The organism is Lentibacillus saliphilus, from assembly GCF_019093865.1.
Classification (GTDB): domain Bacteria; phylum Bacillota; class Bacilli; order Bacillales; family Amphibacillaceae; genus Lentibacillus_B; species Lentibacillus_B saliphilus.
On the sequence record NZ_JABJXD010000005.1, the window covers coordinates 75,128 to 87,905 of the forward strand.

General features: G+C 38.5%; 15 protein-coding genes. 5 read left to right on the top strand and 10 right to left on the bottom strand.

The window, feature by feature from the left end:
- Positions 1–146: 146 nt before the first annotated feature.
- The 10 genes from HPC67_RS09985 to HPC67_RS10030 form a co-directional block, all read right to left on the bottom strand.
- On the bottom strand, positions 147–545 hold the full coding sequence (locus tag HPC67_RS09985; RefSeq protein ID WP_246569947.1) for a hypothetical protein: 399 nt from the start codon (positions 543–545) through the stop codon (positions 147–149).
- Positions 546–957: 412 nt separating this feature from the next.
- On the bottom strand, positions 958–1,638 hold the full coding sequence (locus tag HPC67_RS09990; protein ID WP_217587512.1) for a hypothetical protein: 681 nt from the start codon (positions 1,636–1,638) through the stop codon (positions 958–960).
- 152 nt (positions 1,639–1,790) lie between these two features.
- On the bottom strand, positions 1,791–2,168 hold the full coding sequence (locus HPC67_RS09995; protein WP_217587513.1) for a VOC family protein: 378 nt from the start codon (positions 2,166–2,168) through the stop codon (positions 1,791–1,793).
- Positions 2,169–2,184: 16 nt separating this feature from the next.
- On the bottom strand, positions 2,185–2,982 hold the full coding sequence (locus tag HPC67_RS10000; protein ID WP_217587515.1) for a histidine racemase CntK family protein: 798 nt from the start codon (positions 2,980–2,982) through the stop codon (positions 2,185–2,187).
- Between the two features lie 252 nt (positions 2,983–3,234).
- Positions 3,235–3,555, bottom strand: a complete 321-nt coding sequence (locus HPC67_RS10005) for a hypothetical protein (protein ID WP_217587517.1) — start codon at positions 3,553–3,555, stop codon at positions 3,235–3,237.
- Between the two features lie 70 nt (positions 3,556–3,625).
- Positions 3,626–4,096 (bottom strand): VOC family protein, encoded by a 471-nt coding sequence (locus tag HPC67_RS10010; RefSeq protein WP_217587518.1) that lies wholly within the window; start codon positions 4,094–4,096, stop codon positions 3,626–3,628.
- 185 nt (positions 4,097–4,281) lie between these two features.
- Entirely contained in the window at positions 4,282–5,061 is a 780-nt protein-coding gene (locus tag HPC67_RS10015) for a hypothetical protein (protein ID WP_217587519.1), read from the bottom strand.
- A gap of 77 nt (positions 5,062–5,138) precedes the next feature.
- Complete coding sequence (locus HPC67_RS10020) at positions 5,139–5,888, bottom strand: phosphotransferase family protein (protein ID WP_217587520.1); 750 nt, start codon at positions 5,886–5,888, stop codon at positions 5,139–5,141.
- A gap of 164 nt (positions 5,889–6,052) precedes the next feature.
- Positions 6,053–6,526, bottom strand: coding sequence for an NUDIX hydrolase (locus tag HPC67_RS10025; RefSeq protein ID WP_217587521.1), 474 nt, complete (start codon positions 6,524–6,526; stop codon positions 6,053–6,055).
- Positions 6,527–6,599: 73 nt separating this feature from the next.
- Positions 6,600–7,136, bottom strand: coding sequence for a hypothetical protein (locus HPC67_RS10030; RefSeq protein WP_217587522.1), 537 nt, complete (start codon positions 7,134–7,136; stop codon positions 6,600–6,602).
- Between the two features lie 211 nt (positions 7,137–7,347).
- On the opposite strand from HPC67_RS10030, the gene HPC67_RS10035 reads away from it, so the two are divergent.
- The 5 genes from HPC67_RS10035 (at position 7,348) to HPC67_RS10055 (ending at position 12,593) form a co-directional block, all read left to right on the top strand.
- The gene (locus HPC67_RS10035) at positions 7,348–7,788 is read left to right on the top strand and encodes a cell wall hydrolase (RefSeq protein ID WP_217587524.1); all 441 of its coding nucleotides are present in this window, start codon (positions 7,348–7,350) and stop codon (positions 7,786–7,788) included.
- Between the two features lie 512 nt (positions 7,789–8,300).
- On the top strand, positions 8,301–9,926 hold the full coding sequence (locus HPC67_RS10040) for a type 2 periplasmic-binding domain-containing protein (protein ID WP_217587525.1): 1,626 nt from the start codon (positions 8,301–8,303) through the stop codon (positions 9,924–9,926).
- 168 nt (positions 9,927–10,094) lie between these two features.
- On the top strand, positions 10,095–11,030 hold the full coding sequence (locus HPC67_RS10045) for an ABC transporter permease (protein WP_217587526.1): 936 nt from the start codon (positions 10,095–10,097) through the stop codon (positions 11,028–11,030).
- Between the two features lie 12 nt (positions 11,031–11,042).
- Complete coding sequence (locus HPC67_RS10050) at positions 11,043–11,939, top strand: carbohydrate ABC transporter permease (protein ID WP_217587527.1); 897 nt, start codon at positions 11,043–11,045, stop codon at positions 11,937–11,939.
- A 36-nt stretch (positions 11,940–11,975) separates the two neighbouring features.
- On the top strand, positions 11,976–12,593 hold the full coding sequence (locus HPC67_RS10055) for a YesL family protein (RefSeq protein ID WP_217587528.1): 618 nt from the start codon (positions 11,976–11,978) through the stop codon (positions 12,591–12,593).
- The last annotated feature ends 185 nt before the right edge of the window (positions 12,594–12,778 follow it).

Sequence of the window (12,778 nt, forward strand, 5' to 3'; positions counted from 1 at the left end):
CCAACAATTTGATCCCTTTACTGGTTCCGACAGTTTGGGTTTAGGTAGAAGAGAGCATTTGATGAATGTGTTGAACAATGCTTCATGGCGTTTGTAGAAAAGGAAATTATGTTACTTTAGTAAACTCTGACGCATCCACTAACCCCTTATGCTTCTGCTTTTTTAACTTTCTTCCATTGTGAATACATCTCAAACATTGAAATCAATAAAGCGAACCATACAATCCCATTATTAAAGGCTATGCCAGCAGATGATGTCCCTCCTAATAATGTGAGCAACCCCATTAAAAATAGGATATAGATCATCCAAAAAACATGCCATTTTAACAACTCTTTTTTGTCTGTACCTCTATATTTCTTGAATATCAGGCTAAACACTATTAGTCCTAAAATAAGTGCAATAAGAACGCCTTTTGGTATTGCGTCTGCGAGTGGAATGAAAGGGAAATAGTCATATACAAGTAAGAGTGTAAAAGCAAAAATGTAAATAAAGTCTACTGTATTTAAGAATTTAATAAGATTACCCCCTTTTTTGCAATTTCCCAAATTATACCATATTACTAAAGAATATCATTGTGTGGGAGGTGTTTTTATCAAGCTGAATATCGTCTTAGGCCAGGGTGATTTTAAGCATAACTGAAGCGTAAAAAGTTCTGCTGGAGTGTATGTTTTCCCATTTACATTTATGTGATTAACCCAGGTCTGGGTTGTGAAATATGAAAGCTTAAAAAAACATCATATGCTTTTTTTGGAAATCATCTTCTCGTGTTATATTTAACATAGAGACAAGAAGAAAGCATAAACCAAAAAAGACCGAAGATACGCGAATATCTCCGGTCAGCAATGAATCGCTACCCTTCAAGAGGGGGCAGCGCGAACAAGGAATAGATCTCACCCGGCTGCGAAACTCAGGGAGGTCTATTTTTTCTGGTCTGTAATCGCGTAGTGTTCTTTTTGTTTATGAATCTATTTTAAGTTTTTTTATTAACGCCTCGACCTGCTCATCTTGCCACACATCAATAGATTCTTGTTTTGTACTTTCAATAATTTTTTTATATGTATCCTCGCCAGCGGGATTTTTTCCATCCCAGCGCTTCGGAACATTGTAAACATTAACAGTTCCATCACCATTGCTGCTGTACGTCACCACGCCATCTATTAGGCGAGAACCCGATAACTGAACAACGTCCTCTGGGTAATCAAGGCTCGTCTCATCATCAGGATTAAGTGGTTCTCCTGCTGAAATTCGCTCAGCATATAATTGATCTATATCTTGATTGGCACCAAGCTGCAACCAGACACGGGCGAATTCGATTTCCTCAGAAGAATATTCGGTTAAAAGATCATTTCCCCCGTCATCATTGGAACCTTCACTGACGTTATTATCTTGATTGGTGCTCACACCTGATGCTTCATCAACGTTGTTGGTAATATCATTTTTTTCAGCTGCTTCTTCACTATTTTCATCCGCATTATTATTGTTGCTTTTATTTGCTCCACCATTGGAATCATTTTCTGCATCAGCAACTTTATCATTATGATCGACATCATTATTTTCAACAGACGAACTCTCACAGGCGGTTATAAATACCGCTACTAAAAATACTGTTAGTAAGACCATTAAATTTTTCTTATTCACTATTTTATGCTCCTTCGTATTAACAAAGATTGCAGATTGCAATAACACTCAACAAATGTGTCTTTTCTGGCACATGCGCTTTTTAAATGATGTATTTCTAAAAAAGCGCCTGATTACAAAACATTGCACTTATGAATATCGATCATAATTGCTTATTTAGAAGTAACCCTCAAATAATATCCATCGGGGTCTGCTACTTTAAATCCTCTCATCCCCCAAGGATATTTTTCTACATCAACTTCGATAGGATAGTTGTTATCAAGGCATCTCTGATAGACTTCTTCCAATTCATCTACAACAATAATGAATTCAAAGCCGTTTCCTTTGATAGGGCTTTTGGCTTTTTTATTGAAATAATGTTGATCGTCCAAGATTGATTCAGAAGTTATTAACAAGGAAAAACAATCATAATTAAAACGTCCACATCGTTCATTTCTATCGTACATCTCTAATCCAATAATGTCTTGATAGAAATTCAATGATTTTTCAATATCCCTTACATACAGCTCAATTCTAAACAGAACACTCATTTCCTTTTCCTCCCTTTCAAAAAGGCAGATGAACAATTCCTTCACACGTGATCCGCACATCAGTTGAAATATAACTTTTGCTGCCGATTTCGACACAAATGGTTCCACCAGGCTGTAGGACGTTAAATATATGTTCCTTCCCCTTTTCAGCTAAAAAAAAGCCTAGTGCAAGGGTTCCAGAGCCGCAAGACCGTTCAAAAAATGTGGCCCCCGTATCGCCCACATAAACAAATGGACGAATTTCGTATGCCCCCTCCATTAAGTAACGATAAGGGATAATTCCAATGGCTTTGTCCTGCGCGACTTCTTTTACGGCCTCTAGAATATAAGTAAATTCATCCTCGTGTGGCCAGTAATTTGTAACGAAGTGAATAATACCTTCTAATTGAACGAGACTACCAGAAATGCTTTTGTTATGATATGAAATTACAATATCATTCATGGAAAACTGTTGAGGCATTTCGGCTTTAATCTCAAAAAAGGTAGGGGATTTCATCTTTACATCACATAAAAGTGGTGATTTGGCGCCAGAAGCTTCTATTAGAAAACGATTATCTTGACATATTTTTTGATACTTGCAATAGGCAGCTGCGGCCAAAACAGCATTTCCGCAAAATTCACCCCCAGACATCTCTAATCGCAGAACAGAACGATTATCCTGTGGAGAAACAATGAATCCTGCTTGTTCCGCATGAACATATTCATAGTCCATAATAGTGTTAGCGATGTGCACATAATCTGTCGGGTCAACATAGCTCGTAACGAGAACGGTCATATTTTGTGAAGGGCTAATTTTTATGTAAGTTAATTTCAAAGATGTATCCCCCTATTTTAAAAATGGAACTATGAATCATAATTAATATTCTGCTGCTTGTTCAACGAGATATTTTCCTATATATCGGCTACTTAAGAGCAATTTTTCACCGAAAGGGAAGGCTTGCCAAACTGACTGGCGACTTCTTCATATCAAGTCGTGTGTTTTTATGCTGACTCATAAAATAGTATTTCCTCTACTGGTGCTTGAGCATTAGTAGTATTCTTTATATAAGATAAGCACCTGCTTGTTTTACAATGCAGTTTTATCTCGATAAAAAATCAACGTAAATACATTTAGTAAAATGGTGACAATAACAAGTACTGTTGAAACAAAGGCCACAGCGCCTATTGTATCCATCAAGGCAGCCCAATCTTCAATTCTTACCAAATGAAGGTTATAAAAAATTTGTAAACATATCGCAATTGAACAAGCGCTGAAACTGATGATTGAAAAGGTGACCAATTTATTATTCGTTTGTTGTTTATTCCTCAAAAGACTAACAATAGGCGTTATCCAAGCTGCTAATCCAAGTATCAAACTGCCGATGTTAAGCCAACCAGCATCGAACATATGTCATTTCCCCTTCATTTTTCTATTCACCTTCTCAAACCCTGTTTGCTGAATACGAGCTTAGCATGTCTTAATCAAGCTGTGTTTTCTGTAATTTCCAGTTTTGAATCTCTATGATATTTCCTTCGGGATCTTTTGCATAGACGACTGTTAAGATTCCTAGAGACTCATATTCTCTCTCCTCTAAACTTCCATATTTTTGGCCGCCGTGTTCAATTAATGTGTTCAAAACTTCTTCAACGTTATCCACTACAAATGCAATATGTCCGAAGCCTTGAGAACTAATATGTGATTGCTGCTTATCAAGATTTTCAGGGTAATATTGAAAAATTTCCAAAGTCGGTCCGTCATCAAACCCAGGCAACGTTAAATGGATGCCTTTAATATGAACGTTTTCTATATTAGTGACCTTGTCTAACCATTTTCCTGAGAGGTCTCTTTCAGGCAATACAGGCTTACAGTTAAAAACCCTAATATAAAAATCAGATAATCTACGCCAGTCTTTTGCAACGATATTTGTATGAGCATATTTGATTGACATCAAGAGCCCTTCCTTTCAAGAAAGTAAATGATCCTGCCATTCTAATGCAGCAATCTTTCCTGTTAATGAAATAAAGATCAACATTCCTATTGGGTTCAGTCAAAGACGAATAGTAAGAAAAGACACCAAAAATAACAATAGCTACCATTGTTAATATAATAGAAATTCTTTTTTTAGTGACCTCCTTAATTATCATTAATTATTGGGAGTAAAGGATATTCAAAATGAGTATAACATTCATTCAATATATAATACCCTAATTGCTGATCTTTTGAGATATAGCCACATTGCTGCCTTATATTGAAAACAATTTGTGCCTCATCTTTTTCTGCTATATAATATTCCAAATTTGGAATGACATCGATCCAACCTTGATCAACATTTTTATCATATACCGATTTCAGATCGTAAATTATTACCCCTTTTTCCTCTTCGTCCTTCACTATTCTAATTTCGCTGTCGTTATTTTCCCCAGCAACATTTATAAATTCTTCAAGAATATCTTTATTTTTTAATTTATTGTTTTTCAATACAATATCATTTTCATCAGGTTGAAATTGCTCTTTTTGTTCGTCTCGAGAATCATAATTAGAAGAATCCTCCGTACCTTCCCGTTCTTTTAATTGTACTTGAGCAATGAGGACGGCAGACTGGAGACCGAAAACTATAGCAAGGTTCTCACTATGTTTCCCGTTATTTGTATCAATTTTATCGATTGCTTCGATAGCTGCATCAATGTGCTTTTGGTTAGTTGAATCCTTTATTTTATCTGGCTCTCCCTCTTTGACTTTCTCCACTTCCCCATCCTCAAATAAATCTGACACCTTTTTAACCGCTATATCAACATTATTTTTTCCAATATTGCATCCTTGTAACATTAACAAAATAACCAACAAGCTGATTACATAAACTTTCTTTTTAGGTCTTACGGCAGAATTCTTATTCAATTTTACAACTCTGTTCAATATAACACTCCCTTTTTACCACTTGTTTTTTTCGCAGTATCCAATGCATGAAGGTTCACGTCTGGAATGTCGCAATGTTACATTGGACAGTGCCTATTTATAATCTCAATTAGTCGTTCTGTATTCTCCGATGAAACATTTTCTGATAATCTTGCACCAGCAATGACTGGAGCCCATTGGAAAATTTCTGTTCTTTTTATTTCGCTTTTCTCGCAATAGAGTCTTAAATAAACTTCCGCTAATTCAGATGAAAATTGCGAATATAAAAGATAAGTGCGGTATACATCAGCGCGAAAATCTCCTGCACTTGCATCCACCCAATCTATAACTACTAATTCGTTTCCTGTCTCGATTAAATTGAATAAATGGAAGTCACCATGACATAGCCTATTCTCAAACGTTAATGATTCTAGTTTGTTTAACAAATAAATTTTTTGTCTTTCATCAATTATAGTTATGGCCGCAATTTGTCGATATAACTTTTCATACATTGGTTCAATGGTGTCTGGAATAATGCTATGAATTTTCCGTTGCATATTTATAGAAGTATTCAGGTAGCACTCAGCTTGTTCTTTATCTTTGAGATATAAATCTCCCAATGTCTCGCCCTTTACATATTCCATTATAATAGCTTGCTTACCATTTATAACGGTAACATCTAAGACCCTAGGTACGGGAAGTCCACATGAATATGCATATTTTTGTTTATTTGCTTCTTTTATGGACTCGTTATCCGGCAAAAAGTCATTAAACACCTTAATTATTTTGTCTTCAGTAAGATAAATCTTTGCAGTATTTCCCCTTGCTATTGGGTTATCCAAATTCATAGCGTGAATCCTCTCTTCTTATTGGGTGCCGCATCATATATCTTTCACAGTCTTCAACAATTTGGCCCTTATATTCGATACTGGCGCTAATTCTTATTCAATAATTGCGCCCGTTTCTGGCATAAAGCTGCGTAACAATCGTTTCAGATTCTTTAAATTAAATCTTAATCTTTATTGTCCAATCTACCTAATAACCTATATGGACTTGTTTCCCAAGCTTCATAAGGAACATAGCAAGTTGAATTCATAGCATCAATAGTGCGAGACCGCATATGTGGGCGTGTTATATAAGAACCAATATTAGCCTCGGTTAGAGCAATGAATTTTGCTTCTTTAATTTCCTCTGGTTGTATTTTTAGCTTCCCGCTTATGTATTCAGCTTTGAAAACTACTGACAAGATTTCACTTGAAGCATTGTAATAAACGCCCGTAATCCCAGTTGGTTTTATAACAATACCCGTCTCTTCTAAGGTTTCCCGGCAGACTGCTTTATCTAAAGACTCACCTTCCTCAACTTGCCCTCCTGGTGATTCCCAGGTATCTGAGCGCCTATGGGTTTTAACTAATAATGTTTCATCATTTTCATTCGTGATATATGCAGAAACAGCGACAATATGTTTTGGATAATTATTTACCATTTTCCCCATCCTTTCTCCCACATTCGGGCCTGTTTGCTGAATATGAGCACAACATTAAAACTATATGTCATGATCAAGCTGTTTCTTCATCTAAATGTCGGAACTTCAGCAACAGCAAAAGGAATATGATTTCCACAATAAGAATGGCCACTGCTAAGATCGTTGCGAATGCTAATGATGTGCTGTTGAACTGATTAACAGAATTAATTGTAAAAGGTGTGGCTATATAAACAAGAATGAATGAAATCATATAGAATTTCATTGTGCTGGAGGTTTTTCTAAAAAGCTGTGCATCGTCTTGTACCCGTGCAATTTCAAGCATAAGCTGGAATAAAAAAAATACGAGAAGTAATTTTAATGCCCCCAAGCCAAAAGCGTAAACCCACCACTTTTCTGTGGCGTGGATGAATATGGTTGGAATTGAAACGATCGTAAGTAGGATTGCTGTCGTATATGCTTTTTTTCCAATTGGGTATTTATCGAGCAAAATAGCTATCCCAGAGAATATTAATAGATATCCCACAGGATTAGGTAATAGATCAATAAAAACATCAATATCAATTAAAACCAACAAGAACCCCCAAAATATCCGTCCAAATGCCGTTCTCAATTTAAATCCCCCACATTCTAAAATACCTTTTATCTTAAAGCTTACTAATATTCCTACTTGAGTATGTTTGTGACCGAATTTTTTATTATCACTTAAAATTCTAACATATTGCCGGGTAAGTGTGAATCGATCATTTCCCTGGGAATACGTTCTCTCAACCATTCATCATTAGAGAGCCTTATCCATATAATTCATTAAGAGGTGATTCATTATGGCAAGAGTAAAGTATACAGACAGTGATGTGAGTTTAATGGCTCGGATGATGCGGGCAGAGGCTGAAGGAGAAGGGCAATTAGGGATGCTGATGGTTGGCAATGTTATTGTGAATCGAGCGAAAGCGAACTGCCTGGACTTTGTGGATTTGCGAACCATTCCACAAGTGATTTATCAGGTTCAGGGTGGAAATTATTCATTTGAAGCTGTACAAAAAGGGAACGTCTTTTATAACAGAGCAAGGGAAATTGATAAAAGGCTGGCGAAACGGAACTTGGATACATGGAGAGAGCACCCGTCCAAATATGCGCTTTGGTACTTTAATCCGTATGCGCCCTGTCCGCCTACATGGTACGGTCAGCCCTTTACCGGCCAATATAAGAAGCATTGCTTTTATGAACCACTGGCGAATACGTGTGAGGGGGTTTATTTGGGATAAACGTGCACTCAGCCTAGGGCAAACCTTCTCCTCTTATTTCATCTCCTAATTGATGAGCCGTCTCCTAATGAAGTTAGTTTTTAAAAAACTGCCGGGATCAATTCCTGGCAGTTCTTCTAATCCTACTGAAAAAGTCACTCCTGTCATTCAGAGTTCTTTTGGCAAAACCGCCTCTCTTAAAAAAGTATATAGATGATCAAAAAACAGCTCATCCACCTTGGGTTGTTTTTTTGTTGCCTCGATTCCACTCCAGCATTTCCAATCCCCCTTATGCCTCATTTCACACGCATTTTTCCAATACAATCTACATAACAATAAAACAACACTACAAACATTATAATGTTATATTGACACTACGTATAAATAGTGTTACGATATCGAATAATAGCAAATCTATTTGCGTTTGCTTAAGTTTTTAGACAAAAAGGAGGGGTCAATGAAGACGACTGATGTAGAGTTACGTTGATCTTAATGGGTGGAGAGAAACCGATGCTTAAAGGGAGGGTTTTTTAATGAAGTCGAAACGTTTCTGGCCGATGTTGCTTTTAATAGCAGCGGTTGTATTGACCATGTCGGCGTGTCAAAGTGATAATGCAGGTTCAGACTCAGGTAAAGATGATCCACAAGCAAGTGATGTGAATAAAACGGGGATGCCAATCGTTGAAGAATCACTTGACTTAGAGTTTTTTGCAAACAAGCCCGCACAAAATGAAGATAATGATTGGAATGATATTCTCGTTTGGAATCATTATCGTGATATGACGAACGTTAACGTTAATTGGGATTTAATTAGTCCTGATGCGCTTGATGAAAAGCGTAATCTTGCGCTAGGTGGCGGTGAATTGCCGGATGCGTTCTTCCTGTCATCACTACCGAACACGGATTTATTACGATATGGACAGCAAGATATATTTCTTCCTTTGAATGATTTAATAGATGAATATGCCCCGAACTTGTCTAAATTAATGGAAGAAGATCCGAGTATAAAGAAAGCGATTACATTCCCGGATGGCAACATCTATTCAATGCCGTCGCTCATTGAAAAGGATTTTCTATCATTAAGACTCAGTGCAAGACCGTGGGTTAATGAAGATTGGTTGAATGAGTTAGGGATGGACATTCCTGAAACGACTGGAGAATTCTATGAATATTTGAAAGCGGTTAAAGAACTAGATCCAATTGGCGATGGGAAAACAATTCCTTACGGTGGTACGCAGATTCAGGAATTAATTCAATGGCTAGCAGGCTCGTTCGGTGTCATGAATCGTGGTCCATCTAATACCGGTAATATTGATGTAGATCCTAACGATGAGAGTAAAGTAAGATTCTATGCAACAACGGATGAATACAGAGCAATGCTTGAGTACATTCATAAATTATATGATGAGAAGTTAATCGACCAGAGTATCTTCTCAATAGAGTGGGGTCAGTTCCTCGCAAATGCGTCGAACAACTTGTATGGCAGCATGATCTTCTATGATCCGATTGAGTTGTTTGGTGAAGATATTGGTGGCCAGTATAATAGCGTGGCTGCTTTGGAAGGTCCGGATGGCCATCAGAGCTACAACAAAATTTCATCACCAATTTGGGATACAGCGAATTTAGTCATTACGAATGAAAATCCAAATCCAGCGGCTACTGTAAGGTGGATGGATCATTTCTACAGTGATGAAGGCGCTAAGCTGTATTATATGGGTGTTGAAGGTGAAACGTTTGAAGAAGTAGACGGAGAAATTCAATACATGGATCACATTGTTAATCCGGAAGGCGATATGACATTTGAGCAGGCGCTTGCCAAGCAATTAACGTGGCTCGGTTCGATCAACGGTATTATTAAGGCGGATTATTTCCAGGGTGGCGAATCAGCACCACAATCGATGGCCGCTGCTGAGAAAATTGAGCCAATGGCTGCTGATGAAATTTGGCCGCGCTTCACATTTACTGAGGAAGAAAATAAAGTCCTTCAAGCTGCAGGTCAGGATATCGCGAAATACACGGAAGAAATGCGTGATAAATTTATCACAGGCGATGAGGATCTATCCGATTGGGATCAGTACGTTGAAACGATTGAAGGTATGAATTTTGAAGAAGTCGTTAAAGTGTACCAGCAGGCTTATGATCGTTACAGAGGTGAATAAAAGCAGTTAACCATTAGGGGCATGGCGGGTTTACAGCAAAAAAGAAAACGCTTACGAGCATCCTTGGGAACCATGCCCTTTTATTCTTTCTGTCTTAATTGTATGTTTGCAAGTTTCATAGAGCGCCGTATATGTTTTACGAGCATAGCGAAAAGGGGGTTGAACGTGGTGGCAGTGGAGCAGCCAGTCAAACATAAAGGTGATTCTAAAATACTTAAAAGCTTACAACGGAATTGGCAATTATATATTTTTCTTTTACCTGCCGTCGTGTATTTCTTTATTTTTCATTACATTCCAATGTATGGGATCCAGATTGCATTCAAAGATTACTTCGCAAATCTGGGCATGTTCGGGAGCCCGTGGGTAGGGTTTGAGCATTTTGAACGGTTCTTTGAGTCGTATTATTTTTGGAGGCTGTTGAAGAATACCATTATCCTCAATGCCTACAACCTTCTTTTGTTTCCTTTACCGATTATTTTTGCATTATCGTTAAATGAGCTGAGGAATGGCGCGTTTAAAAAATGGTCCCAAACGCTTACGTATGCGCCGCATTTCATATCGGTTGTTGTCGTTGTTGGGATGCTCGTTGCGTTTCTTGACCCGAATACGGGCTTGGTCAATCATGTTGTCCGTTTGTTTGGGATGGAGCCAATACCATTTCTGACGAGTCCAGAATGGTTTAGACATATATTTGTTTGGTCAGGACAGTGGCAGTCGCTTGGTTGGGGGACGATTATTTACCTCGCAGCACTGGCAGGCGTAAATCCAGAGCTGCATGAAGCTGCCAAGGTGGATGGTGCTACGCGATTCCAGCGTATTATACATATTAATATTCCGACCATCCTGCCAACAATCATCATCCTGTTCATTTTAAATATCGGCAATTTCATGCAAATCGGCTTTGAGAAAGTGCTTTTGATGCAAAACAATTTAAACTCCGAGACATCAGATATTATCCAGACATTTGTATATGAAACGGGTTTATTGGAAGGCCAGTACAGTTTTGCCGCAGCTATTGGATTATTTGAATCTCTGATTAACATTGTTTTGTTAATTACAGTTAACCAAATTGCTAGAAAGGTCAGCAATAACAGCTTATGGTAGGAGGTGTGAGGTATGTCGCGGTTTAGTTTGTCCGATCGAGCGTTTGATAGGTTGAATTTGTTATTTGTCTTATCCATCACGTTGATCATTATTTATCCGCTTATATTTGTCATTAGTGCATCGATCAGTGATCCGCATGCCGTTAATTCAGGAGAGATGTGGCTGTGGCCTGTTGATATAACGCTGGACGGCTTTAATCGGGTATTTCAAAATGACGCAATTTGGATCGGGTATCGCAATACGATTGTTTATACAACAGTCGGTGTGCTCATTCATTTGTTCATCCTGCTGCCAGCTGCATATGCGCTTTCCCGGAAGGAGTTAATGGCAAAAAAGGTGTTCTTATGGTTTATCCTATTCACGATGCTTTTTAATGGGGGGTTAATCCCGACCTACTTAGTCGTTAAATATTTAGGAATGGTGAATACGATGTGGGCAATCGTTATTCCAGGTGTCATCGGTGCTTGGTCTGTGCTTGTGGCACGAACATTTTTCCAACAAACGATACCTGATCAGCTCGTTGAAGCCTCAAAAATAGACGGTGCCAGTGATTTCTACTTGTTTATGCGGGTCGTGCTTCCGCTGTCCATGCCGATTATTGCGGTTATGGCTTTGTTCCATGCAGTTGCGCTATGGAATCAGTATTTTAACGCGTTAATCTATTTATCGGATGAAAAATTATTTCCGTTGCAGTTAATTTTGCGGCAAATTCTCATATTAAACGAGGTGAGTGCCGATAGTGCAGCGACAGCAGCGGGGGCTGCGCAATCATTTTCCGATCAAATTAAGACAGCCTCTTTGGTCAAATATGCTGTAATCATCGTCTCTGCATTGCCGTTGTTAATCGTATATCCTTTTCTACAACGCTTTTTCGTTAAAGGTGTGTTAATCGGTTCGGTGAAGGAGTAGTTCAAAGCTTGGCATTTGAAGTGGGGGTGAGACGAGATGGAAGGGTTAGTGAATGGCTACTATCGGTTTTCAGTTTGGACGATGCGCTTGGCATTTTTGAATGTGTGCTGGATTTTATTTAGTGCGCTCGGTCTGTTCGTGCTTGGTTTTATGCCGGCGACCGCTGCCATGTTTGCTATTGTAAGGAAGTGGGTTCGTGGCGAGGAAGATGTCCCGATATTTCGGTCGTATTGGAAGGCATTTAAAGCGGAATTTGTTAAAGCAAATGCGGCTGGCTTGGTCTTGTTTGTAATAGGGTATATGCTCATATTAGAGTTTAATATTTTGAGAGGTCAGGATAGCTTTATATATTTAGTTGTGAGTTATACGGTGTTGGCTTCTCTCATTTTATACGTGGCGGTATTTATTTATTTCTTTCCGATCCTTGTGCATTTCCGTTTGAAATGGGTCGATTACTTTAAGTGGCCGTTTATCATTAGCTTTACTCATCCTGTCTTAACCTTGTTTATTATGGCTGTTTTGTGGGGGGTCTATTATATTACATGGATCTCCATCCCGGCATTGTTCTTCTTCTTTGGCGGAAGTGTGACAGCATTATTCATCATGTGGGCAGTGTCCAAAAGCTTCCCAAAATACGAATACCACGAAGCTTGAGCGGGCAGGCATACGCCGCTACGGAAAAACACTACGCTTTCCGTGGGCGGCTGATGAGCCTCCTCGTGCTATCGCACTGCGGGGTCTCAACTAGGCCTCTGCTCCCACAGGAGTCTCCGTGTTTTTCCTTCGCTATGTGCTATAACAAGCCATTAGCGTTGAATTCATAACTTACTTTAAATGTA